25 protein-coding genes are annotated in these 24550 nt (G+C 61.5%); 15 read left to right on the top strand and 10 right to left on the bottom strand.

The features are described 5' to 3' along the window. Positions 1–64 precede the first annotated feature (64 nt). The 3 genes from der to JL2886_RS01925 all read left to right on the top strand — a co-directional run bounded on the left by der (position 65) and on the right by JL2886_RS01925 (position 3481). Entirely contained in the window at positions 65–1531 is a 1467-nt protein-coding gene (der, locus tag JL2886_RS01935; RefSeq protein ID WP_065273481.1) for a ribosome biogenesis GTPase Der, read from the top strand. 244 nt (positions 1532–1775) lie between these two features. Beyond that, positions 1776–2729: a fatty acid desaturase gene (locus JL2886_RS01930; protein ID WP_065270475.1), complete on the top strand. Its 954-nt coding sequence runs from the start codon at positions 1776–1778 to the stop codon at positions 2727–2729. An 89-nt stretch (positions 2730–2818) separates the two neighbouring features. Continuing rightward, positions 2819–3481 (top strand): helix-hairpin-helix domain-containing protein, encoded by a 663-nt coding sequence (locus JL2886_RS01925; RefSeq protein WP_065270474.1) that lies wholly within the window; start codon positions 2819–2821, stop codon positions 3479–3481. Positions 3482–3576: 95 nt separating this feature from the next. Here JL2886_RS01925 and serS read toward each other — a convergent pair whose 3' ends face one another. Beyond that, entirely contained in the window at positions 3577–4869 is a 1293-nt protein-coding gene (serS, locus tag JL2886_RS01920) for a serine--tRNA ligase (protein ID WP_065270473.1), read from the bottom strand. Between the two features lie 195 nt (positions 4870–5064). On the opposite strand from serS, the gene yajC reads away from it, so the two are divergent. The 9 genes from yajC (at position 5065) to JL2886_RS01875 (ending at position 11347) form a co-directional block, all read left to right on the top strand. Further along, positions 5065–5379 (top strand): preprotein translocase subunit YajC, encoded by a 315-nt coding sequence (gene yajC, locus JL2886_RS01915; protein ID WP_116560284.1) that lies wholly within the window; start codon positions 5065–5067, stop codon positions 5377–5379. A 34-nt stretch (positions 5380–5413) separates the two neighbouring features. Further along, on the top strand, positions 5414–7075 hold the full coding sequence (secD, locus tag JL2886_RS01910) for a protein translocase subunit SecD (protein WP_065270471.1): 1662 nt from the start codon (positions 5414–5416) through the stop codon (positions 7073–7075). A gap of 1 nt (position 7076) precedes the next feature. After that, positions 7077–8045 (top strand): protein translocase subunit SecF, encoded by a 969-nt coding sequence (secF, locus tag JL2886_RS01905; RefSeq protein WP_065270470.1) that lies wholly within the window; start codon positions 7077–7079, stop codon positions 8043–8045. 115 nt (positions 8046–8160) lie between these two features. Further along, positions 8161–8514, top strand: coding sequence for an Mth938-like domain-containing protein (locus JL2886_RS01900; protein WP_065270469.1), 354 nt, complete (start codon positions 8161–8163; stop codon positions 8512–8514). 58 nt (positions 8515–8572) lie between these two features. Continuing rightward, positions 8573–9190 carry a heme ABC exporter ATP-binding protein CcmA gene (ccmA, locus tag JL2886_RS01895; RefSeq protein WP_065270468.1) on the top strand — a complete coding sequence of 206 codons (618 nt, stop codon included), beginning with the start codon at positions 8573–8575 and terminating at the stop codon, positions 9188–9190. Next, the gene (gene ccmB, locus JL2886_RS01890; protein WP_065270467.1) at positions 9187–9843 is read left to right on the top strand and encodes a heme exporter protein CcmB; all 657 of its coding nucleotides are present in this window, start codon (positions 9187–9189) and stop codon (positions 9841–9843) included. Before ccmA ends, ccmB begins: the two co-directional genes overlap by 4 nt. 82 nt (positions 9844–9925) lie before the next feature. Further along, complete coding sequence (locus JL2886_RS01885) at positions 9926–10657, top strand: heme ABC transporter permease (protein ID WP_065270466.1); 732 nt, start codon at positions 9926–9928, stop codon at positions 10655–10657. Then, positions 10654–10815, top strand: a complete 162-nt coding sequence (gene ccmD / locus JL2886_RS01880; protein ID WP_065270465.1) for a heme exporter protein CcmD — start codon at positions 10654–10656, stop codon at positions 10813–10815. Before JL2886_RS01885 ends, ccmD begins: the two co-directional genes overlap by 4 nt. After that, entirely contained in the window at positions 10808–11347 is a 540-nt protein-coding gene (locus JL2886_RS01875; RefSeq protein ID WP_065270464.1) for a DsbE family thiol:disulfide interchange protein, read from the top strand. Before ccmD ends, JL2886_RS01875 begins: the two co-directional genes overlap by 8 nt. A gap of 66 nt (positions 11348–11413) precedes the next feature. Here JL2886_RS01875 and JL2886_RS01870 read toward each other — a convergent pair whose 3' ends face one another. After that, complete coding sequence (locus JL2886_RS01870; RefSeq protein ID WP_065270463.1) at positions 11414–11776, bottom strand: DOPA 4,5-dioxygenase family protein; 363 nt, start codon at positions 11774–11776, stop codon at positions 11414–11416. A gap of 103 nt (positions 11777–11879) precedes the next feature. After that, positions 11880–14567 (bottom strand): aconitate hydratase AcnA, encoded by a 2688-nt coding sequence (gene acnA, locus JL2886_RS01865; protein WP_065270462.1) that lies wholly within the window; start codon positions 14565–14567, stop codon positions 11880–11882. A gap of 245 nt (positions 14568–14812) precedes the next feature. Between acnA and JL2886_RS01860 the strand changes: the two genes are divergently transcribed. After that, positions 14813–15520: a DUF1223 domain-containing protein gene (locus tag JL2886_RS01860; protein ID WP_335645289.1), complete on the top strand. Its 708-nt coding sequence runs from the start codon at positions 14813–14815 to the stop codon at positions 15518–15520. Between the two features lie 43 nt (positions 15521–15563). On the opposite strand, the gene JL2886_RS01855 is transcribed toward JL2886_RS01860, so the two are convergent. The 6 genes from JL2886_RS01855 to JL2886_RS01830 all read right to left on the bottom strand — a co-directional run bounded on the left by JL2886_RS01855 (position 15564) and on the right by JL2886_RS01830 (position 21653). Continuing rightward, complete coding sequence (locus JL2886_RS01855) at positions 15564–16487, bottom strand: lysophospholipid acyltransferase family protein (RefSeq protein ID WP_065270461.1); 924 nt, start codon at positions 16485–16487, stop codon at positions 15564–15566. A 127-nt stretch (positions 16488–16614) separates the two neighbouring features. After that, positions 16615–17760: a flagellar motor switch protein FliG gene (locus JL2886_RS01850; RefSeq protein WP_065270460.1), complete on the bottom strand. Its 1146-nt coding sequence runs from the start codon at positions 17758–17760 to the stop codon at positions 16615–16617. Between the two features lie 77 nt (positions 17761–17837). Further along, entirely contained in the window at positions 17838–18386 is a 549-nt protein-coding gene (locus JL2886_RS01845) for a tetratricopeptide repeat protein (RefSeq protein ID WP_065270459.1), read from the bottom strand. Positions 18387–18571: 185 nt separating this feature from the next. Continuing rightward, positions 18572–19876: an adenylosuccinate lyase gene (gene purB, locus JL2886_RS01840; RefSeq protein ID WP_065270458.1), complete on the bottom strand. Its 1305-nt coding sequence runs from the start codon at positions 19874–19876 to the stop codon at positions 18572–18574. A gap of 129 nt (positions 19877–20005) precedes the next feature. Beyond that, the gene (locus tag JL2886_RS01835; protein WP_065270457.1) at positions 20006–20263 is read right to left on the bottom strand and encodes a DUF6455 family protein; all 258 of its coding nucleotides are present in this window, start codon (positions 20261–20263) and stop codon (positions 20006–20008) included. A 169-nt stretch (positions 20264–20432) separates the two neighbouring features. Beyond that, positions 20433–21653, bottom strand: coding sequence for a bifunctional alpha/beta hydrolase/OsmC family protein (locus tag JL2886_RS01830; RefSeq protein WP_065270456.1), 1221 nt, complete (start codon positions 21651–21653; stop codon positions 20433–20435). Positions 21654–21755: 102 nt separating this feature from the next. Here JL2886_RS01830 and JL2886_RS01825 point away from each other — a divergent pair, with 102 nt between their 5' ends. Together JL2886_RS01825 and JL2886_RS01820 are read left to right on the top strand one after the other, a co-directional pair. Continuing rightward, positions 21756–22304, top strand: a complete 549-nt coding sequence (locus tag JL2886_RS01825) for an NUDIX hydrolase (protein WP_065270455.1) — start codon at positions 21756–21758, stop codon at positions 22302–22304. A gap of 117 nt (positions 22305–22421) precedes the next feature. Then, positions 22422–23192, top strand: coding sequence for a heme-dependent oxidative N-demethylase family protein (locus tag JL2886_RS01820; RefSeq protein WP_065270454.1), 771 nt, complete (start codon positions 22422–22424; stop codon positions 23190–23192). A gap of 43 nt (positions 23193–23235) precedes the next feature. On the opposite strand, the gene JL2886_RS01815 is transcribed toward JL2886_RS01820, so the two are convergent. Further along, the gene (locus JL2886_RS01815) at positions 23236–24261 is read right to left on the bottom strand and encodes a hypothetical protein (RefSeq protein WP_065270453.1); all 1026 of its coding nucleotides are present in this window, start codon (positions 24259–24261) and stop codon (positions 23236–23238) included. Between the last annotated feature and the right edge of the window lie 289 nt (positions 24262–24550).

Raw genomic sequence — 24550 nt, 5'->3', positions numbered from 1 at the left:
GGCTCTGGCCGTAAGACAGCAGATGCGCTATGGGGCGCGTCTGAATCGCAAAAAGTTGGGTCCGATGTCTTTTACCCTCGCTATCGTGGGCCGTCCGAATGTGGGCAAGTCCACCCTGTTCAACCGCCTTGTCGGCAAGAAACTGGCCTTGGTCGATGACCAGCCGGGGGTCACCCGTGACCTGCGCGAAGGTGAGGCCCGCCTTGGCGATCTGCGGTTTACCGTCATCGACACCGCCGGCCTTGAGGATGCCACCGACAACTCGCTCGAAGGGCGCATGCGCCGCCTGACCGAACGGGCGGTGGATATGGCGGATGTCTGCTTGTTCATGATTGATGCGCGCACGGGGGTGACCCCGGTGGACGAGATGTTTGCCGATATCCTGCGCAAGAAATCCGCGCATGTCATTCTGGCGGCAAACAAATCCGAAGGCTCCGCAGCCGATGCCGGGGTTTTGGAAGCCTATGGCCTAGGCCTCGGTGAGCCGATCCGCCTGTCCGGCGAACATGGCGAGGGTCTGAATGATCTCTATTCCCAGCTGCTGCCGATTTCGGAACGTTTTGAAAAAACCGCGCAGGACAATGCTCCGCTGACGGACGTGTCTGTGGACGAGGATCTGGACGACGAGGATGCCGAGTACGAGGTCCCTCAGCCAACGATGGACAAGCCGCTGCAGGTGGCAGTCGTCGGCCGTCCCAACGCGGGCAAATCGACCCTGATCAACAAGATCCTTGGTGAGGATCGCCTGCTGACCGGCCCCGAGGCGGGGATTACCCGCGATGCGATCTCGCTGAAGATCGACTGGGCAGGCACGCCGATGCGGGTCTTTGACACTGCGGGTATGCGCAAAAAAGCCAAGGTTCAGGAAAAGCTGGAAAAACTGTCCGTATCGGACGGTCTGCGCGCGGTGAAATTCGCCGAGGTCGTGGTGGTGCTTCTCGATGCGGACATTCCCTTTGAACAGCAGGACCTGCGGATCGCCGATCTGGCCGAGCGGGAAGGGCGTGCGGTTGTCGTCGCGGTCAACAAATGGGACATCGAGGACAACAAGCAGGAAAAGCTGAAAAACCTGAAAGAGGCCTTTGCCCGGTTGCTGCCGCAGCTGCGCGGTGCGCCGCTGGTCACGGTGTCGGCCAAGACCGGCAAGGGGCTGGACCGGCTGCACGCTGCCATTATGCGCGCCTATGACGTCTGGAACCGCCGGGTGCCCACCGCAGCGTTGAACCGCTGGCTGATTGGCATGCTGGAGCAGCACCCGCCGCCCGCACCGCAGGGTAAGCGGATCAAGCTGCGCTATATGACCCAAGCCAAGACGCGCCCGCCGGGGTTCGTGGTGATGTGTTCCCATCCGGACAAAATCCCGGCCAGCTATACCCGTTATCTGGTCAATGGCCTGCGCGAGGATTTCGACATGCCCGGCACGCCGATCCGGCTTTATATGCGCGGGCAGGCGGACAAGAACCCCTACAAGGGCCGCAAGAAAGCCGCGCCCTCGAAGCTGCGCAAACACCTGGAAGGGCGCAGGGACTGATTCCAGGCGCTGCCTTCTAGAGGCTTGCGCGCCCTAGGCCAAAGACCAAAATTTTTGCTGGACCGGTTCGCATCTGCGGGCCGGTCCTTTTCACACGTTGAAATCCGTTGCCAAGCCATTAACATTAAATGGCATTGGCAGGGCGTCAGCCGATTTTCTGATCTTCCCAGCCAATGGAGTTTTTAAACGTCAAGCGCCCGGAGATTTTACACCGGCGTCACAGAGCGTATTTAAGGGAAGTCTCATGGACCTGAGAACTTACACGCGTGAATATACTAAGAAAGATAACCGCCTGGCGGCATTGAGTTATTTCGGCACCTTCGCGGTCTACTTTCTATCCCTCTACTTGGCCATCGCCTATGTCGAGCGGTGGTATATCCTGATTCCAGCAGGGGTGATCTTTGCCTTTGCGGCGGTGCGGCTTTATGTGCTGCAGCATGATACCGGGCACCATTCGCTGTTCGAAACCCGCAGGCAAAACGAAATCGCGGGCCACGTCCTGTCGCCTTTCACCTTTGCGCCGTTCGAGGTGATGAAGCAAAACCACAACCTGCACCATGCCAATATCGGCAATCTGGAACACCGGGAAACCGGCGAAATACACACGATGACCCTGCGCGAATGGAAGGAGGCGGGGTTCTGGGAGCGGCTGACCTATCGGCTTTACCGCAATCCGTTGGTGCTGGTGCCGGTGGGATCGGCCTTTACCTATTTCATTCGCTACCGCTGGCCCAAGAACACCACCAAGTTCGGCATTCTGGGGGTGCTGCTGCATAATATGGTGATCATTGCGCTGATTTCCCTGCTTTATTACGTGGCAGGCCCGACGGGTCTGTGGGTGTGGCTGGCGTTTTCCTTCCTTGGCGGCATGATCGGGGTATTTCTGGTCTATCTGCAGCATAACTTTGAAGACACCTACTGGGATCGTCGCCCGGATCTGAACCCGCAGGAGGCAGCGTTGCAGGGGTCCTCCTGCCTGGATTTCGGCTGGTTCTTCGATTTTGCCGTCGCCAATATCACCCTGCACGACATCCATCACTTCAACGCCCGGATCCCCAGCTATCGCCTGCGGAAGTGCCACTATAATCTGCCGCCTGAATTTGCGCTGCGGCGGATCTCATTTGATGAAGCTTTGCGCGCTTTGTCCCTGAAACTGTGGGATGAAGAGCAAAAACGCCTGGTGCCCTTTCCGGCCTGAAACGCGCATTGCATACTAAGGGCACGCCAGGTACGGCAGCCCATTCCGACAGCCCGTGTAGCTGCCGGGAAAAGAAAAGGAAGATTGAAATGACGGCTCTCAAGGATCTCAAAGGGGTTGGTCCCGCGCTGGAAAAGGCGCTGAAGGATCAGGGGATCACGTCGGTCGAGGCGCTGGCAGCGATCAGCGAAAAAGATCTGAGCAAGGTACCCGGCATTGGGGCCGCGCGCGCCGCGCGCCTGAAGCAGGCCGCCGTTGCACCGCAGGCTGTGGCTGCGCCCGCACAGCAGCGTCCGACCGCGCCGGTGCGCACCGGTCGCCCTGCCGCAAGGCCGGCGAAGGTGACCCGTGAGGTCCCGCCTGAGGATGCAACCCAGCTGAACGCCGCGCTCGCCGCCGCCGAGGCGGCCCGGCTCGCGGCCGAGGAAAAAGCTGCCAAGGCCAAGATCAAGGCGCGCAAGGCCGCCAAGAAGGCCGAGGCGCTGGCGCTGGAAATGGCCGAAGCGCGCGTGAAGGCCAAGGAAAAAGCCAAACGCGTGAAGGCCAAGGCGCGTAAGGCGATCGAGCGGGAAAAGGCCAAGGCTGAAGCCATCCTGGCCCGCAAGAAGAGCGGCGGAAAACTGGATGCAAGCGATAAGGCCACCAAGGAGAAACCCGGAAAGGAAAAGCCGGGCAAGGCAAAAGCCGAAAAGGCCAAACCAGCCAAGGACAAAACGGCAAAGGCGAAGAAATCCAAGAAGACAAAGGGTTGAAGCCAACGCCTGCGACGCGCCTGTAGCACGACAAAGAAAAACCGGCCCGCATTCTCGGGGCCGGTTTTCTTGTTTTCAGGTCTGGGGAGCTGGGCTCAGGCCAGTGCGCCCTCTGCCGTCAGGGTCAGCTTACCGCCCAGATAGGGCGCCAGCGCCTCGGGCAGTTTGACCGATCCATCCGCCTGCTGGCCATTTTCCAGAACCGCGATCAGGCAGCGGCCCACGGCCAGCCCCGATCCGTTCAGGGTGTGCACGAACTCGGGCTTGCCACCGCCTTCGGGGCGGAAACGCGCGTTCATGCGGCGGGCCTGGAAATCGCCGGTGGTCGAGACCGAGGAAATCTCGCGATAGGCATTCTGGCCGGGCAGCCAGGCTTCGATGTCATAGGTGCGGCGCGCGCCAAAGCCCATGTCGCCGGTGCACAGAATCACGGTGCGATAGGGCACGCCCAGCTTCTCCAGCAACCCTTCGGCGCAGCGCAGCATGCGTTTCTGCTCGGCGTCGGACTCGTCAGGGTGGGTGACCGAAACCATTTCGACCTTTTCGAATTGGTGCTGGCGCAGCATGCCCGAGGTGTCGCGGCCCGCGGAGCCCGCTTCGGAGCGGAAGCACAGGGTATGGGAGGTCATGCGGATCGGCAGCGCGCTGGCATCGAGCACATCCTCTGCGACGGAATAGGTCAGCGGCACCTCGGAGGTCGGCACCAGCCACCAGCCATTGGTGGTCTGATAGCTGTCCTCGCCGAATTTCGGCAGCTTGTCGGTGCCATACATTGCTTCGTCGCGCACCAGAACAGGGGAGTTCACCTCGGTCAGGCCATTCTCATCGACGTGGGTGTCGATCATGAACTGTGCCAGCGCCCGGTGAATGCGTGCCACTGCGCCTTTCAGGAAGACGAAGCGCGAGCCAGAGACCTTGGCGGCGGTCTCAAAGTCCATGGCTGTTGCGACGCCGGTGATCTCAAAATGTTCCTTGGCGGTGAAATCGAATTCCGCGGGCGTGCCCCAGCGGTTGACCTCGACGTTGTCGTCCTCATCAGCCCCATCCGGCACATCCTCGGCGGGGTTGTTGGGCAGGCGGGCCAGCATGTCGGTCAGCTTGGCGTCGAGCTCCTTGGCTTCGGTCTGCAGCGCGGCAACCTCGGCCTTCTTGCCTGCAACTTCGCTGCGCAGGCGTTCGAACTCTTCCTCGTCGCCCTTGGCCTTGGCCGCGCCGATGGCCTTGGCGGCCTTGTTCTGGGCGGCCTGTGCTTCTTCGGCGGCCTGGATCTTGGCCCGGCGCGCCTCGTCCAGGGCCAGCACCTCAGAGGACACAGCCGCATCCCCACGCCGCGCCAGAGCGGCGTCAAAAGCGGCAGGATTTTCGCGGATCGCGCGGATGTCGTGCATGGGGTGGCTCCTGTATAAGAGACGACGTTGAATCAGTGCCAAACCTATGCCCGAGCCGCAGCCAAAGAGGAAGAGGGCACAACGGGGTTTGTATAAGGGTGTTGCAAGGCGGAATCTGCACATCGTCGCACCGCCTTTGCCTTGCAACTGTCCAGACCAGCGCATAGGTTCGCCTGCAAAATAAGGCAGCCCCGCATGGGCTCTCCAGACAGAAGGAATATCCCCTTGGACGCAAATACGATTGGCCAGTTTCTCCCGCTCATTCTGATCTTTGCGATCATGTACTTCCTGCTGATCCGCCCGCAGCAGAAGAAGATGAAGGAACACCAGAAAATGGTCGAGAACCTGCGCCGCGGCGATCAGGTGGTGACCCAGGGTGGTCTGATCGGCAAGGTTGCCAAGATCAAGGAAGAGAACGAGGTCGAAGTCGAAGTCGCCGAGGGCGTCAAGGTCCGCGTTGTGCGCTCGACCATCGCTCAGGTGCTGTCCAAGACCGAGCCGGCAGCGTAAGCTTCTGATCTTAAATATCTGAAAAGGCAGGGCAATGCTGCAAATCGATCTCTGGAAGAGGGTGCTGATCTGGCTGGTCTGTGTGGCCGGCCTTTTGCTAGCCCTGCCAAATGCGTTCTACACCCGTGTCGAACAGGCCAATGATGCCGTCGCCGCGATCGAGATGAAGGGGGAGACTCCGGAGCGGCTCGAACAGGCAGGCCAATGGCCCGAATGGATGCCTTCGGGGCTGGTCAACCTGGGCCTTGATCTGCGCGGCGGTGCGCATCTGCTGGCCGAGGTCAAGGTCGCCGATGTCTATGCTGCGCGCATGGATGCGCTCTGGCCCGAGGTGCGCGATGCACTGCGCCCCGAGCGGGCCACCATCGGCACCTTCCGGCTGCAACCGGCACCGGACGGGCAGATTCGCGTCAAGATCTCCCAGCCCGAGGGCATGGCCCGGGCGCTGGAAGTGGTGCGTGGGCTGGCAAGTCCGGTCACCAGCCTCACCGGCGGCGGGGCAACGGATATTGTCGTTTCTGCCGAGGGTGATGTGATCATCATCGAGCTGAGCGAGGCCGAGCGCCTTGCCTCGGATGACCGCACGGTGCGCCAGTCGCTGGAAATCGTGCGCCGCCGGATCGATGAGGTCGGCACCCGTGAGCCCACCATTCAGCGTCAGGGCGCCGACCGGATCCTGATCCAGGTGCCGGGTATCGGCAGTGCCTCTGAGCTGAAAGAGATCATCGGCACCACCGCGCAGCTGACGTTCAACCCGGTTGTGGGACGTGGCAATGACGCCGACGCCCGCGCCGGTGTCGGCAACAAGGTGATCCCGTCGCTGGATGAAGAGGGCGTGTTCTATACCGTCGAAGCCGCGCCGGTGGTGACCGGCGAGGAGCTGGTGGATGCGCAGCCGTCCTTTGACCAGAACGGCCGCCCGGCGGTAACCTTCCGCTTCAATACATCGGGTGCGCGCAAGTTCGGAGACTACACGGCGGAAAACATCGGCTCGCCCTTTGCGATCGTATTGGATGACGAGGTTGTCTCGGCGCCGGTCATTCAGGCGCATATTCCCGGTGGCTCCGGTATCATCACCGGTAACTTCACCATCGAGGAAAGCACCAACCTGGCCATTCTGCTGCGGGCAGGTGCCCTACCGGCCGGGTTGGAGTTCCTCGAAGAACGCACCATCGGCCCGGAACTGGGGCAGGACAGTATCGACGCGGGCAAGATCGCGACCATTGTTGCCTTTGTCGCGGTGCTGGTCTTCATGACGCTGTCCTATGGTCTCTTCGGGGTCTTCGCCAATCTGGCGCTGATGCTGAACGTGGCGCTGATCTTTGGCGCACTCAGCCTGATTGGCGGTACGCTGACGTTGCCTGGTATTGCCGGGATCGTGCTGACCGTCGGTATGGCGGTGGATGCCAACGTGCTGGTGTTCGAACGGATCCGCGAAGAATTGAAAGCGGGCCGGGGTCCGGCGCGCGCCATCGACGAAGGCTACTCCAAGGCGCTGAGCGCTATTCTTGACGCCAATGTCACCACCTTCATCACCGCTGTGATCCTGTTCGCCATGGGATCCGGACCGGTACGCGGATTTGCGATCACGCTGGGCCTTGGCATCATGACCTCGGTGTTCACGGCGATCTTCGTGACCCGGGTGATGATCGTGATGTGGTTTGAACGGCGTCGTCCGAAAACGATTGAGGTATAAGATGCGGCTGAAACTTGTTCCCGAAGGAACCTCTTTCGATTTCTTCAAACGCTGGAAGATCTGGCTGGGCGTCTCGGCGCTGATGATGGTAGTGGGCTTTGCCTCCTTCATGCTTCAGGGGTTGAACTTTGGCATCGACTTCCGCGGCGGTACCACGATCCGCACCGAAAGCACCGAAGCCATCGACGTTGGGGTCTACCGCGATGCTATGTCGCCGCTGGAGCTGGGCGATATTTCGATCACCGAAGTGTTCGACCCCACCTTTGACGAAGACCAGCACGTTGCGATGATCCGCATCCAATCCCAGGCGGATGGCGAGGCGATTTCGGGCGATGTGATCGAGGCGCTGAACACCGCGTTGGATGCGGTGGCGCCGGGTATCAAGTTCGTTTCGGTCGAATCCGTGGGCCCCAAGGTGTCCGGAGAGCTGGTGCAGACAGCCGTCATCGCCGTGGTTCTGGCGATTGGTGCGGTGCTGGTCTACATCTGGCTGCGGTTCGAATGGCAGTTCGCGCTGGGGGCCGTTGCGGCGCTGGTGCACGACGTGGTGCTGACCATCGGCATCTTCTCGGAATTGCAGATCAAGTTCGACCTGGCGATCATCGCGGCGCTGCTGACCATCGTCGGCTATTCGCTGAACGATACCGTGGTTGTCTTCGACCGGGTTCGGGAGAATCTGCGCCGCTACAAGAAGAAGTCGCTGGCCGAGGTGCTGAACCTGTCGATCAACGAAACGCTGAGCCGCACCATGATGACCTCGGTCACCACGCTGATCGCTCTGATCTCGCTTTATGTGCTGGGCGGCGATGTGATCCGTGGCTTTGTCTTTGCGATGATCTGGGGCGTCATTGTCGGCACCTATTCGTCGGTCTTCGTGGCCTCGACCATCCTGCTCTGGCTGGGGGTCAAACGCGACTGGTCGAAACCCTCGACACCGACCGGCAATCAGTTCGCCAATATCGACGCCTGATCCGGGCGCAGCAAATGACTACCAAAGGCCGCAGGCATCGCTTGCGGCCTTTTGCTTTTGCCCCATCCTGCCCCGTGGTAGGAGAGTGGCAAATCAGTTTCCCGGGAGATGCCTCATGCGCCTGAATGAAGTGACCTATTCCGATGCCGTGCCAGTGGATGGCTATGGCGAGGGGTTCTTTCGCATCGGCGGAGAGGTGCATCACGGCGCCGTATTGACCGGCACCCGTGGCACGGTGGCCTGGGGGGGCTATGATGATCAGGAGGCGCTTCTGGCGCTGGCGGACGAGGTTGACGTTCTGTTCATCGGCACCGGCGCCGAAGTGGCGCATATCCCGGCAGATCTGCGCCGCGCGCTGGAAGGCGCCGGGATCGGGGTGGAGACGATGAATTCCCCCGCCGCCTGCCGCACCTATAACGTTCTGCTCTCCGAAGGGCGCCGCATCGCCCTGGCCGTATTGCCGGTGTGAACCGGGCCGGGCGGAATACGGCTTTTGCGCCGGGCCGCAATGGGATAGTCAGTTATTCATGACATTGAATGTAACCGATCTCAGCATTGCCCGTGGCGGGTTGCCGGTTCTGGAAGGGCTGAGTTTTCAGCTTATGCCCGGCCGTGCCCTGATCCTGCGGGGGCCGAATGGGATCGGCAAGACAACGCTGTTGCGCACCATCGCCGGGCTGCAACCGCCGCTCTCAGGGCAGATCGACGGCGCCGAGGATCAGATCGCCTATGCGGCCCATTCAGACGGGTTGAAACCGGCGCTTACGGTCACGGAGAACCTGACATTCTGGGCGCGGGTCTTTGGCTCTGCCTCCATCACGCCTGCGCTTGAGGCCTTTGACCTCACCGCCTTGCAGGACCGGCCCGCCGGGGCGCTGTCTGCCGGGCAGAAACGCCGTCTGGGCCTGTCGCGGATGCTGGTGACAGGGCGCCCGATCTGGGTGATGGACGAGCCGACCGTCAGCCTTGATACCCGCTCGGTCACCATGTTCGCGGATGCGGTGCGGGCGCATCTGGGGCAGGGCGGTTCGGCATTGATCGCAACCCATATCGACCTTGGCCTTGACGAGGCCGAGGTGCTGGATGCGGGCGCCTTCAAGGCACGCCTGCCCGCGCTGGATGATTTCGACGAGGGCTTTTTATGATCGCTCTTCTGATGCGGGATCTGCGCCTTGCGGTGCGGGCCGGGGGCGGCTTTGGCCTTGGGCTGGCGTTTTTCCTGATCGTGACGGTCATGGTGCCCTTTTCGGTGGGGCCGAATTCCGAGCTGTTGACCCGGATCGCGCCAGGCGTGTTGTGGCTGGGGGCGCTGCTGTCGTGCCTGTTGTCGCTGGACCGGCTGCTCGCGCTTGATTGGGAGGATGGCTCGCTGGATCTTCTGGCCACCGCGCCGCTGCCGCTGGAATCTGTTGTCACCATCAAGGCGCTGGCGCATTGGATCACCACGGGCCTGCCGCTGGTGCTGGCGGCGCCGGTGCTGGGCGTGCTGCTGAACCTGCCCGGTCCGGGGTTTTCCTGGCTGGTGATTTCGCTGTTTCTGGGGACGCCAGCCCTGTCGGTGATTGGCACCTTTGGCGCGGCGCTGACTGTGGGGCTGAAACGCGGTGGGCTCCTGTTGTCGCTGTTGGTGATGCCACTATATGTGCCGACGCTGATCTTTGGCGCCGAAGTCGCCCGCCGCGGTGCCGAAGGCATGGCCGTGCAGACGCCGCTATTGATGCTGGCTGGGATTTCCGCAGCGGTGATCGCGCTTCTGCCCTTTGCCAGCGCCGCGGTCTTGCGTATCAATCTGCGCTGACCGGGATGCTGCGAAAGAGCTGCGACGAAAGAGCAGGGAACAGAGACTTGAAACTTTGGGAGCGGGGAACAAGATAGCCACCATGTCGATTTGGGAATACGCCAATCCGAAGAAATTCCTGACCACCACCGAGCGGGTGATGCCTGCGCTGTGGATGATCTCGGGCCTGCTGATGGCCGTGGGGCTGATCTGGGGTTTCTTCTTCACACCGGACGATTATCGTCAGGGCTCCACTGTCAAGATTATCTTCCTGCACGTGCCCTCGGCGCTGATGGCGATCAACGCCTGGTTCATGATGCTTGTCGCCTCGCTGATCTGGCTGGTGCGCCGTCACCACGTCAGCGCCCTTGCGGCCCGTGCCGCCGCGCCGGTAGGCATCGTGATGACGCTGATCGCGCTGGTGACCGGGGCGATCTGGGGGCAGCCGATGTGGGGCACCTGGTGGGCCTGGGATCCGCGCCTGACCTCCTTCCTTGTCCTGTTCCTGTTCTACCTTGGCTATATCGCCTTGTGGGAGGCGATTGAGGATCCGGACACGGCAGCGGATCTCACCTCGATCCTGTGTCTTGTCGGCTCGGTCTTTGCGGTGCTCAGCCGCTATGCGGTGAACTTCTGGAACCAGGGTCTGCATCAGGGCGCCTCGCTCAGCCTTGATAAGAAAGAAAACGTCGCGGACGCTTTCTCCAACCCGCTTTATGTCTGCATGCTGGGCTTCGGGGTTTTCTTTCTCGCAATGGTGTTCTACCGCACCGGAACTGAAATTCGCGCCCGCCGTATCCGGGCGCTGATGGCACGGGAAAAACTGGACACATGATGCCTGATCTGGGGAAATATTCGGAGACTGTCTTGTCGTCCTACGCGGCGTCGATTCTGCTGCTGGTTCTTCTGGTGGCCGTCACCCTGTGGCGTGGCCGCCGCGTGCGCGCGGAAATGGAGCGGCTGGAGCAGAACCGGGTGAAGCGCAATGGCTAAGATCTCTCCTTTGATGGCGGTGCCCGTGGTGGTGTTCGCCGGTTTTGTCGGTCTAGCGCTGGTAGGCATGTTCCGCGAGGACCCCGAAAGCCTGCCATCTGCCCGCGAAGGGCAGACAGCACCGCCGGTGGTGCTGGATGAATTTACCGGCAAGCCATCGTTCGACGATGCGACCCTGCGCGATGGTACGGTCAAGCTGGTGAACTACTGGGCCAGCTGGTGCGCGCCCTGCCGCGCCGAACACCCGACGCTGGAGGCGCTCTCGGCCGAAGGCGTGCCGATCTACGGCGTTAACTACAAGGACCAGCAGGACAACGCCGAGGCCTTCCTCAACGAGCTGGGCGATCCGTACACGGCGATTGGCCGGGACGAAAAGGGTCGCATGGCGATTGACTGGGGCCTTTATGGCGTGCCCGAGACCTATGTGATCGATGGTGAAGGCAAGATTGTGCTGCGCTTTGCCGGGCCACTGACTAGCTCAGTCGTTGAAAAGACGCTGCGCCCCGCGATGGAAAAGGCGGCTGGTCAGTAAGCAGACCGCTTGGTTGTGAGGAATAACGCCCGCCAATGGCGGGCGTTTTTGTATGTTGAGAAACGATCAGGCAAACAGGGACAGATCCAGCTCCAGCCCGGTGCCGAGCCAGATGCCGTGATCTCGGTGATCGGCCAGCTCATCGCCGGTTTCGGGATGGGCAAAGACAATCAGCCCGTCCCGGTTCAGCGCCAGCCAGGGCAGCAGCTGGGCAAACTGTTCCGGATCGGCGGCCAGTTGGCACGACCACATCGGGTGCGGGCCGACCAGCTTGTCATGGACGCGGCCCATCTTGACGCCAAAGATCTCTGCCGCGCGCTGGCACAGGACCAGCGCCTGCTCCACCGTGTCGGCGTCGAAATAGACATGGGCGTGATAGCCGGTGATGCAGCCAGTCTCCTTCAGACCTATCTTCGTCGGGTCGGTCATGCTCTGATCCTCCTCCCTTATTCTTTTGCTATTCTCGGTAAGGCCTCTAACAGAAAAGGCGACCCCAGGGGGCCGCCTTTTGCAATTCCATGTGGCGCGGACCTTACGACTTCGCGAGGTTGCGCAGCACGTAGTGCAGCACGCCGCCGTGTTCGATGTACTCGATCTCGGGTGCGGTATCGATGCGGCACTTCAGCGTGATGGTCTTGGTGGTGCCATCTGCGTAGGTGATGTCGCAGGGCACTTCCTGCTGCGGCTCGATGGTGTCGAGGCCACGGATCGATACGGTTTCGTCACCAGTCAGGTTCAGCGACTTGCGGGTATCGCCAGCGGTGAACTCGAACGGGATAACGCCCATGCCAACCAGATTGGACCGGTGGATACGCTCAAAGCTCTCGGCGATCACGGCCTTGACGCCCAGCAGCGCGGTGCCCTTTGCAGCCCAGTCACGCGAGGAGCCCGCGCCGTACTGTTCACCGCCAAAGACGACCAGCGGAGTGCCCGCTTCCTGATAGGCCATCGAGGCTTCGTAGATCGAGGTCTGCTCGCCATCGGGGCCTTTGGTGTAGCCGCCTTCAACGCCGTCCAGCATCTCGTTCTTGATGCGGATGTTGGCAAAGGTGCCGCGCATCATGATCTCGTGGTTGCCGCGACGCGAACCGTAGGAGTTGAACTCACGCGGGGCCACCTGACGTTCGATCAGGTACTGACCTGCCGGTGTGGTGGTCGCAAAAGAGCCCGCCGGAGAGATGTGGTCGGTGGTGACCATGTCGCCCAGGATCAAGAGCGGCTTGGCGCCCTCGATGTTCGAGATGGTGCCCGGCTCGGTACCCATGCCCTGGAAGTAGGGCGGGTTCTGGATGTAGGTCGACGTTGCGGGCCAGTCATAGGTCTCCGCATCGGTGGTTTCGACCGCCTGCCATTTTTCGTCGCCTTTGAATACATCGGCGTATTTCGACAGGAAGGCCTCGCGGGTTACGGTTTCCTGCACGAGGTCCGCGACTTCCTGTGTCGAGGGCCAGATGTCTTTCAGGAAGACGTCCTTGCCATCGGCAGTTTGGGCGATCGGGTCGTTGGCCAGGTCGATATCCATGGTGCCTGCCAGCGCGTACGCGACAACCAGCGGCGGCGAGGCCAGGTAGTTGGCGCGCACATCGGGGCTGATGCGGCCTTCGAAGTTGCGGTTGCCCGACAGGACCGAGGTTGCCACCAGATCGCCTTCGGCGATGGCGTCGGAGAGTTCCTGCTGGATCGGACCGGAGTTACCGATACAAGTGGTGCAGCCATAGCCAACGAGGTTGAAGCCGACAGCGTCCAGATGCTCTTGCAGGCCTGCGGCCTCAAGGTACTCGGACACCACCTGCGAACCCGGCGCCAGCGAGGTTTTCACCCAGGGCTTGCGGTTCAGGCCCAGCTCATGCGCCTTTTTCGCAACCAGACCCGCGCCGATCATCACGTAGGGGTTGGAGGTGTTGGTGCAGGAGGTGATCGAGGCGATCACGACCTTGCCGGATTCCATGGTGTAGTCTTCGCCCTTGACGGCCACTTCCTTGCCCATCGGGCGTTTGAAGGTGTTTTCCATCTCCTGACGGAAGGCGGCTTGGGCGTTGGTCAGCGGCACGTAATCCTGCGGACGCTTGGGGCCGGAGATTGCCGGAACGATGCTGCTCATGTCGAGAGACAGCGTGTCGGTGTAGACCGGTGCGTAATCCGCATCGCGCCAGAAACCGTTCTCCTTGGCGTAGGCTTCGACCAGCGCGATACGGTCTTCGTCGCGGCCGGTGTTGCGCAGGTAACGGATGGTTTCCGCGTCGATCGGGAAGAAGCCGCAGGTCGCGCCATATTCCGGTGCCATGTTGGCGATGGTGGCACGGTCCGCCAGCGGCAGACGGTCCAGACCTTCGCCGTAGAATTCGACGAATTTGCCCACAACGCCTTTTTGGCGCAGCATTTCCACGACTTTCAGAACCAGGTCGGTGCCGGTGGTGCCTTCGACCATGTCGCCGGTCAGTTCAAACCCGATGACTTCGGGGATCAGCATCGAGATCGGCTGACCCAGCATCGCGGCTTCGGCTTCGATGCCGCCAACACCCCAGCCCAGAACGGCCGCGCCGTTGACCATGGTGGTGTGGCTGTCGGTGCCGACCAGTGTGTCGGGGTAGGCGACTTCATTGCCGTCCTGATCGGTGTCGGTCCAGATGGTCTGGGCCAGGTATTCCAGGTTCACCTGGTGGCAGATGCCGGTTCCCGGAGGCACAACGCGGAAGTTGTTGAAGGCGCCCTGACCCCATTTCAGGAACTGGTAGCGCTCCATGTTGCGCTCATACTCGCGGTCCACGTTCATCTGGAACGCGCGCGGGTTGCCGAATTCGTCGATCATGACCGAGTGGTCGATGACCAGATCAACCGGGTTCAGCGGGTTGATCTTCTGGGCGTCGCCACCCAGCGCCTTGATGCCGTCGCGCATGGCGGCAAGGTCCACAACGGCGGGAACGCCGGTGAAATCCTGCATCAGCACGCGGGCCGGGCGATAGGCGATTTCGCGCGGGTTCTGGCCGCCGTTGGCGCCCCATTCCGCAAAGGCCTTGATGTCTTCGAGCGAGACCGAGAAACCGCCGTCTTCAAAGCGCAGCATGTTTTCCAGAACGACCTTCAGCGCCGCCGGCAGTTTCGAGAAATCGCCGAGGCCGGCTTCGGTGGCTGCGGGGATCGAGTAATAGGAAATCGACTTGCCACCGGCGCTGAGCGTGCGGCGCGTCTTGGCATTGTCCTGTCCGACGGTGATAGGCATGTTGGCCTCCCTCTGGATGTGATAATGGGGAATTCGCTGCAGGCTATCTGCAACAGGTTCGGCCTTCTTTCAATAGGGGAAACGCCTTCTGGTGCATTTTTTGTATGCAATAGTACACAAGAGCGCATGCAAAGGGTAAACCAAGTCTCAAGAATGATTGATTGGTGTTCAGAATTGGGTTGGGGTACACCGGGGGGCCAGCGAGAGTTGGCCTGCGGATCACGACCAAAGGGGTACTCCGAACAATGATGCGTTTTGCCGCTCTTGCCAGTGTGTTGTGCCTTGCGATGCCTGCCGCGATCCGTGCGGAAGAGGTGGATCAGCCGGTGGTGGTGGAGCTCTTTACCTCGCAGGGCTGTGCGTCCTGCCCGCCGGCCGATGCCCTGATGCACAAACTGGTAGAACGTGAGGACGTTCTGGCGCTGGCGTTCCATGTCGACTACTGGGATTACATCGGCTGGAAGGACGTCTTTGCCGATCCGACCTATACTCAGCGGCAAAAGGATTATGCCCGGGCGATGGGCCGTAACATGGTTCATACTCCGCAGATGATCGTGATGGGGCAGGAGGATGTTCATGCCGCCGACCCGCTGAAAGTAGGTGATGCGATCAAACGGCACCAGACCGGCGCGCAGCCGGTGGCGCTGGATCTGACGGCAACGGCGGCCGGTGTCGAAATCTCGGTGCAGGCTCGCGGCGCGCTGCCCAAAGGGGCGCTGCGGGTTGATGTGGTGCGGTTCACGCCGCTGCGCCGGGTGTCGATCAGCCGAGGAGAACTGGCAGGGCGGACCATGGCCTATGCCAATATCGTCGAGGACTGGCAGCAGATCGCAGAATGGGACGGGCAGGAAGACCTGAACCTGACGGTACCGCTGCCCGGTGATCAGTCGCTGGCCGTGCTGGTGCAAGAGGCTGGCAGCGGTCCCATCATCGCCGCCGCGCAGCTGAAGTAATCAGCGCCAATTCCTGGGGCGTCTGTACCTGCCGTGGTCGGCATTATCCCGCGGGATCGGTATTGGGCTTTTTCGGCGGCGTGTATGCTTTCCAGCGCCGGTGGATCCAGAACCATTGCCCCATATGCTTGCGGATGACGCTTTCCAGATCGTCGCAGATCGCGCGGGTCATGGTGATGGGATCTGACGCCGGAATTTCTGGGTTGAGGCGGATTTCGAAATCAACGCCATTGGGTTGCCGGATGCCGTAGACCGGGATCAGTGCCGCGCCGTATTTCAGCGCCAGTTCCGCAGGAACGGTAGAGGTGACGGCAGGCTTGCCGAAGAATGGGATCTCCTCGCCGCCATGCACGTGCAGGTCGGCGACGATGGCGATATTGCCACCCTTTTTCAGATGGCGGACCATTTCGACCATGCCGCGTTTGCCCTGCTCGAACATCGGTTTGCCGTTGCCTTCGATGGCACGGACGTAGTGATCATTGAAATAGGGGTTGGCCATGCGCCGGTAGAGCGACCCCATCGGGAAACCGTGTGCGATCAACCCGGCCCGGGCAGCGTCATAATTTCCGAAATGGCCGGTGACCAGAATCACAGGGCGCCCGTCAGCGCGTGCTTTCTCGAGCGCGGTCAGACCCTCACCGGTGATTGGCGCAGCCTTGGCGCGGGCAAGGAAGGGTGCGCCTGCATAGAGCTCGGCAAAGGTGCGCCCGGCGTTGTCGGGGACTTCGCGGCAGAGCCGGTCCACCTCCTCGGGCGGCAGGTCGGGGCAGACAAGGGCCAGATTGTCGCGGATCCGCCGGTCAAAGCCCGCCAGCGGCGCGGCGGCGCGCACCAGACGACCCATGGCCGCCAGCCGCGCGCGATAGGGGATCAGCCCCATGGCGCCGATCACGCCACGCAAAAAAAGATTGCTGGCAAAATACTTTGCTTTTTGGGCCGGAGAAAGCTCGGAGGCGGCGACGGGCATTGTGGGTATGGGCCTGCTGGGCTGGGATCACATAGAGCATGTCTACTTAATCCCGGCCGCCATTGTGTACAAGCCGTCAGCCGGGTACCCGAAGCGTATTGGTAGAGACGGCGGGAGAGATCAGGACTTACTCGTCCTCTTCGCCGTCCTCGGACCTCAGTTCGATTTCCCCGTTGTTCACCAGATCGCGCATGGCGTTGACGATCAGGCTGAAGGCGATTTCGCCATCGGCGCGTTTGACCTTGCCGCGTTCGGTGACTTCTTCACGGATGTTGTTGGCCATGCGGTTCGACATGTTTTCCAGCAGGAATTCGCTAGAGGCAACGTCCTCTTCCGCGCTGGCAAAGGCGATGGCGGTGACCACATCGGGCTGGGACAGCACGCGCATCAGCTTGGGTACATCCAGCGGGTGCATGCGCTCAGCGATCAGGCCGTAGGTGAAGATCGCCTTTCGCACGTCGCCGGCGAATTCCTCGTCTTCTTCTTCCAGTGCGGTCAGAACCTCGTCCCGTTTGGCTGCGGCGGCTTCGGTCAGGATGGCACCGACGCGCTGGCCCGGGGTGGTGTCAAAGGCCAGATCCGGGCGGGCTTCCACCTGCGCTGCCAGGGACAGGCCGATCCGGTCGACGGTGTCCGGGGTCACGTTTTTGGTATGGCTGACGGCATAGGCGATTTTCCGGGCCACGGGACCGGGCAGGGCAGCCAGCATCTGTGCGGCCTTGGCGGTGTCGAGTTTCGACAGCAGCACAGCCGCAACTTCGGTGCTTTCTGCTTCGGCGAGCGAGGCGAGATCTTCGGGTGCAAGCTGTTTCAGACGGTCCCATGGATTGCCGAACTGACGCACGCCGGCCTCTTTGCGTAGGCGGCTGGCGGTATGGCGGCTGATCTTGCCATCCATGGCGGTCAGCGCGCCAGCCAGCCCGTTGGGGAAGGTCAGGCCAACGTTGTCGAGCATTTCGGCAAACTCGCTGGCAACGGCATAGAGCGTTTCGCGGTCGACGATGCGCATCTTCCCCATCTGCTGGGTCAGTTCCATCTGCAGTTCATCGGGCAGTTCTTCAATCGGGATGTCGGCGCCTTCGTTCAGCAGCAGGCGCACGACGATCGCCGCCTTTGCTTTGCCGCTCAGATGGGAAGCGGAGCCGCCGAGCGATCCACCCATGGGGTTATCCATTCCTCCCCCCATTCCACCAAGCGGAGCCGGAGCCGAAAAATCTCCCAATCCATCACCGCCTGTCGCCATGGGGAGCGCCAACATCTGGTCGTCTTGCATCTATAGGACCCTTGCCAAAAAGATTCTCTTTCTGTTGGGATCAAGATAGGCCATTAGCGGTAAAGAAAGACTAAAGCTCAATAGCTTGAGGTTTGTCCGCTCTGCAGCGCCTTGTAGAGCGAGACCTCAGGCCAGCTGCCAGTGCCGCCACGCGCACGGATTTCCTTCCACTGTGCCAGGGCCAGCCCCAGTTTTCCTTCCTCGACAAAGCCTTGTCCCATATAGGAGCGGGCCAGAAGGTTGTCGGGATCGGTAGCAATGGCGCGCTGGTAATAGGCGTTGGCCTCATCTGGCTGGCCGAGCTTACGGGCGGTGAAGCCCCAGTAGGTCAGGACCCGACCTTCGCTTTGATCCGGCATCGCGGCCAGAACCATTTGCGCGTCTTTCAGTCGGCCCGCATAGGCCAGTTCACGCACCGCGTCATACAGCGTATCGGCATCCAGCGCCGAATCCTTGGCGTCTACGCATTTGCCTTTTTTTTCGTCCCAGACCTGCGCTCCGGTGCATTCCTTGGTGGTTTGCGTGGTGGTCGGAGCCGTGAAGGTATTGTCGCCAGCGGCAAAGGCTGCCCCGGAAAGTGACATCGCGGGCAGGGACATCACGGTTGCAAGAACGATGGCACGCATTGGGGATCCTCATTACGGGTTATGGTGGGAATCTAGCCTGATTTGCCAGCTCAGGGGAGGGGAATTCCCAGGATAAGGGAGCTTGCGGTACTCTCTGGCGAATATTTGCCCAGTGGCGGGTGCGTAAATGAAAAACGCCCCGCCATTTTGGCGGGGCGCTGTCACATGTTAGATGGGGCTACCGTTTAGGCGCCGAACACCCGTTTGAAGATCGTGTCGACATGTTTGGTGTGATAACCCATGTCGAATTTTTCCTTGATGCCATCTTCGCCGAGGGCAGCAACAACCTCGGGGTCTGCAAGCAGCAATTCCTGGAAATCAAGGCGCTCTTCCCAGACCTTCAGCGCGTTGCGCTGCACCATGGAATAGGCGTCTTCGCGGGACACGCCCGCTTGCGTCAGCGCCAGCAGAACCCGCTGCGACATCACCAGGCCCGGGAACTTGTTCATGTTTTCCAGCATGTTCTCGGGGAAGATCAGCATCTTGTCGATGACGCCGGTCAGACGGTTCAGGGCAAAGTCCAGAGTCACGGTGGCGTCCGGGCCAATGCCGCGTTCGACCGAGGAGTGCGAGATGTCGCGCTCGTGCCACAGCGCCACGTTCTCCATCGCCGGGATCACGGTCATGCGCACAAGACGGGCCAGACCTGTCAGGTTCTCGGTCAGCACCGGGTTCTTCTTGTGCGGCATCGCCGAGGAGCCTTTCTGGCCCATCGAGAAGAATTCCGCGCCTTCCAACACTTCGGTCCGCTGCATGTGGCGGATCTCGATGGCGACATTCTCGATCGAGGAGGCGATGACGCCCAGCGTGGCAAAGAACATCGCGTGACGGTCGCGCGGGATGACCTGGGTCGAAATCGGTTCGGGCTTGAGGCCCAGTTTCTCGCAGACGTGCTCTTCCACCGCGGGGTCGATATTGGCAAAGGTGCCGACAGCGCCGGAAATCGCGCCGGTGGCGATCTCTTCGCGGGCCTGCTGCAGGCGCGCCTTGTTGCGGTCCATCTCGGCATAGAAACGGGCAAAGGTCAGCCCCATGGTGGTGGGTTCGGCGTGGATGCCGTGGCTACGGCCGACGCGCACGGTGTTCTTGTGCTCCATCGCGCGTTTCTTCAGCGCGGCCAGCAGGTTGTCCATATCGGCCAGCAGGATGTCGGCAGCGCGCACCAGTTGCACGTTGAGGCAGGTGTCGAGCACGTCGGAGGAGGTCATGCCCTGGTGCACGAAACGCGCTTCTTCGCTGCCCACGTGTTCTGCAAGATGGGTCAGGAAGGCGATGACGTCGTGTTTGGTGACGGCTTCGATCTCGTCGATGCGGGCGACGTCGAATTCCACGTCCTTGGCCTTCCAGACGGCGTCGGCGTTTTCGCGCGGGATCACGCCCAGATCGGCCATCGCGTCACAGGCGTGCGCCTCGATCTCGTACCAGATGCGGAATTTGGTCTCGGGGGACCAGATGGCGACCATGTCGGGGCGGGCATAACGGGGGATCATCGGCGGAAACACCTTTCGCAATTGCGGGAACACTTGCGCCGCGTCATAGACCGCTCTGCTCAAAGGGACAAGCCGCCACGGCGGGGGCGGGACGTATTGTCCGCCCGCCGCGGAGCCGAGCTGACCGGGTCAGCCCTGGCTGATACGGTCAAAGACGTCCTTGTTGCGGCAATAGGTCGGGGCCGCGTCCAGATGGTCCTGATCCGCTTGCAACTGGGTGCAGCCTGCCTGATCGTCGCATTGGCTGCAGCGCATGATAGCGCGCATCAGCTTGGGGCCTTCGTGCTCCGGGTCACGAGCGATGATCTCGCCCATGTCGATACCAAGGCGGTCGGCCATGCCGTTCACGAGGTCCGAGCTTTGCTCCAGTTTCTTCACCAGTCCCATGTTGCGTCTCCTGTCGTGCCAATAAGGGTGCGAATGCATTGCAGGCGATCATGGCTAAGAACGAAGGGCGGGCCTTGATATCGATCAATCGGCGCAGGAATTGCGCGGACGGGCGGAGAAAAAGCCGCCTGTCCGTATCGTATTTGGACTACGCTCAGCAGCGCTGAACTTAGTGAGGCGAAATGTCTACCGTGATCACCCGGGCACCGCTTTCCAATGTGCGATGCACCGGGCATTTGTCGGCAATCTCCAGCAGCCTTGCGCGCTGATCCGGTGTCAGGGTGCCGCAGAGGCTGATTTTCCGGGTGAATTGATCGATCTTGGCCGGACCCGCCGGGGCAGCATCCTGCGCGTGCACCTTGTCGTGGCATACATCAACCGAAACGCTGTCAAGCGGCCATTCCTTGCGCCGGGCATACATCCGGATGGTCATCGAGGTGCAGGCGCCAAGCCCCGCTGCGACGAAACCATAGGGGGACATCCCCCGATTGGTGCCGCCATAGGCCAGCGGTTCATCGGCCAGCGCGTGGTGATGGGGGCCGGACTGAATGTCCTGCAGGAAGCCTTCGGGATCGGCTTCGGCAACCCGCACGATCCCCTCGGGTGCGCCGGGGGGCGGGGCGGGCGGTGTCATCTCCACATAGCGCCCGGCCCAGGCGGCAATCACCTCGGCGGCGTATTCGGCATCTTGCGCGCGGGAAATCAGATGGTCCGCGTCATCCAGCGTGACAAAGCTCTTGGGGTGTTTGGCGGCGGCAAAGATCTCGGCCGCGTTGTCGATCCCGACGGTTTCATCGCGCGGGGCATGCATCACCAGAAGGGCCGCATCCAGACCTGCAATGCAGGGGCCCAAGGCGCTGGCGCGGATATCGTCAAGAAACTGGCGGCGAATGGTGAAGGGACGCCCGCCAAGGCAGACTTCGGCGGCGCCGACCGCTTCGATCTCGGTCAGTTGGGAGCCAAAGTTGTGGGCCACATGTTCGGGATCATAAGGCGCGCCGAGGGTCACCACACCGCGCACCGAAGGAATGCCCGCGCGGGCGCGCAGAACCGCGGCGCCGCCCAGCGAATGCCCGATCAGCAACTGCGGCGCCATATCGCGCCCCGCCAGATACTGCGCGGCTGCAATCAGGTCCGAGACATTGGAGGAGAAGCTGGTGTTCTCGAACTCCCCATCCGAATGTCCAAGACCGGTAAAGTCAAAGCGCAGAACCGCAATACCCATCGAGGCCAGACGCCCCGCGATGCGCCGGGCGGCCGGGATGTCCTTGGAGCAGGTAAAGCAATGTGCGAACAGGGCGGTGGCAAGGACAGGCCCCTCGGGCAGGTCGAGGCGCGCAGCTAGCGCGGTCCCGGCGTGTCCGGGAAACGTGATGCGTTCTGTGGGCATGGAAGATTGGCCTTTGGTTTTCTCGATCCTAAGGTGCGGCAGCAGGCGGGGTTCGGCAAGGCGCGGGCCGAAAATAACACGTGAAGGTGAAGGGGCGAGACCATGGAGCACATCATCGGCATCGGAGGGTACAGCCCTGAAACAGCACGCGACCATGACATGTGGTCCCGTCTTGGCCGGTTCTGCGCGTCAGAACCCCGCGCCTTTGATCGCGATCCGGCCACCGGGCATGTTACCGCTTCGGCCTTTGTTCTCTCTGCGGATATGTCCTCTGTCCTGTTGACCCACCACGCAAAACTGGACCGCTGGCTGCAGCTCGGAGGCCATTGCGACGGGATTTCCGATGCGCCCTTTGTGGCCCAAAAGGAAGCCTATGAGGAAAGTGGCCTTTCCCGGATTGAGGTGTTGTCGCCGCAGGTGTTTGACGTCGATATTCATGAAATTCCGGCATCGCCCAAAGAATGCGCACATCTGCACTATGACGTGCGTTTCCTGTTTCGCGCTGCGGCGGGGGAAATTCAGGTCAGCCACGAATCCCACGCGCTGGAGTGGGTCCCGCTGGTCCGGCTGGAAGAGCGAACAACAGCGCCAAGCGTTCTTGTGTTGCGTGAGAAACTGCCGGGGTTTTTGCGCGGGGCCAGTGCCTGCTGACGGCAGTGCGCCTAAACCTGCCTCTGCGACAGCGGGTCGCGTGATTTTTTAGTGGTTTTTGGCTGAACGGGACACAGGGCCTCCTCCTTTTGATCAAATTTATGCTAGCACCATAACATGACAGCGATTCTACAGACCCAGATTCCGTACAACCCGCTTGCCTCGCAACGTCTGCCGGGGATCAAACCTTTGCCGGTGGCCGATTGGCTGCGTTCGGATGATGCCTTTGGCGACCAGATGGCGGAGCGTGAGCGCTTGCTGGACACGGCCCGGGACAAGGTCCTGATGCTGGATGAGGGCGGCCGTCCCGCTGCCGAAGAATTGCTGGAACGGGTACTGGCCCATCTGTACCCCGGTGCTGAGGATCAAGTGCAGCGCCCCGATGGGGTGACGGTGCGGATCGATTGGCAGGATCCCCTGGGAACCCTTGGCCGGATCACCCAGCAGGATTTTTGCATTCTGGAGAAACCCGAAGGCGCGGCGGAGCACGTGCTAACCGGCGCGGTTCTGTGTTTCCCGGCCAGCTGGACATTGTCTGAAAAATTCATGCGTCCGTTGATTGCCATTCACGTGCCGGTCGACAGCTATGACGCCAATATTGCGGCGCGGGTGCAGCGGCTGTTTGACGGCGTGCAGGTGGATCGCCCGCTGTGGCGGTTCAATGCGCTGTGGTATCACGATCCGATGCTGCACCAGCCCCGCAGCGCCGATGCGCCGCGCGAACAGCCGCGCAGCGAAGAAGCCGGGTTCATGCGCAGCGAAACGCAGAGCATTCTGCGTCTGCCTCGCACCCGCGCGGTTGTCTTTTCGATCCACACCTTCGTGCTGAGCCGCGCCGACGTCCTGCGCCAATGGCAGCAGGACGAGCAGGATATCGAGACCGTATAGGCTGCATCCGGCAAGGCGCCCTCCGGTCCGGGGGCTTCGGAGTTCAGGGGGTTGGCAGCTTCAGGACCTTTGCTGCGGCTTGAACCATTTCCGTACTTTGCAACAGGGCCAGAAAGACACCAAGGCTCAGGGCTTGCCTGCGCGGGGTCAGCTGGGAGCCTCTGAGCAATTCAACCAGCAAAAGCAGCAGGGCAGCGGGCGCCGACAGCATCGCAACCAGTCCGGTTGCAGCCCATGTCACGATGCCTTGCGCCCGCGCACCGCCTTGAGCGGGTTTTAGGCCCGACAGATCCACGACCTGATCGGCGTGTGCTGGATCGGTGCGCACGTGGCGGGCGCATTGCTGGTCCAGATCATCTGCCATCGCCTCTACCGGCGCGAAACAGGAACGTCCGCGCGGCTTCCCGGCCACGGGCGCCGGGTTTGCGCCACTGCGGGCGGCAAACAGTTTTGCCGAGGTCCGCGATTTGCCGGTCGGTTTGAACGGGGAGGGCGCGGGCAGGGCAGCCCGGGCGGAGCGGCGCCGCGGTAAGGCACTACGTGGGGGGATATTGTCGGACGCCGGGCGGCTGAGCAGGGAGCCCGGCGTCCTTTCGGCCGTGGCCTGCGCCTCTGCCGTATCTGCCATGTCTTCCGCGTGATGCAGGTTGAAGACGCCGAGAAAAGCGTCGCAGGTCATCGCCTTGGGCGCGTCCTGCCAGAACACCACCGTGGGCGATAGCGTTTCGGCCAGACGGCGCAGGAGAACCGCGAGCAGGATCTCGGTGATCTCGCTATCACTGCCGCTGGGGTAGAGGCGCTCCATGGTGACCTCAAGGAAGATTGCCGGAGCAGAAAGGCCGGCCGGAACATGCATGCCAAGCCGCAGCGGTAGGCGCCGCAGCCGCAGGATAACCCGGTACTGATCGCCTTCCATCTCGATCCGGTTTGCCGCCCGAGTGTTGATCTGCGCCATCGGGTGGCCGTATTCCTCAAGCATATCGACCGCCTGGATCAGCCCCTTGTTGAGGAGCCGGTTGCTGCGGGTCTTGAAACCGAGCCTGCCTTTGAACTGTTCTACCTGTGTCATTCTCAAGCCTCCTTCGTTCGGGGTGCCGTTAACCCAAGATTACAAAGGGAAAAGGCACAAAGTGAGGCATCAGAACAGGTTCTGAGGGGCGGGGTAAAAAATCCCGCCAGGGCAGGTCTGTAAATTTTTATTCAAATAAAAACAATGTGATGTCAGTCGTGTTTGGCGCAAGCCCCAGCCGAATGTGGCTGAAACCGGGCGCCCTGCGGCCATGTTGATGCCATAGTGATTACAATGCACGGCAAATGGACGGACTGTTCGCAGTATGGGGCAAGGGACTCAGTTGGCG

The organism is Phaeobacter gallaeciensis, from assembly GCF_001678945.1.
GTDB lineage: Bacteria > Pseudomonadota > Alphaproteobacteria > Rhodobacterales > Rhodobacteraceae > Phycobacter > Phycobacter gallaeciensis_A.
This window is presented reverse-complemented; position numbering and strand designations above follow the sequence as displayed.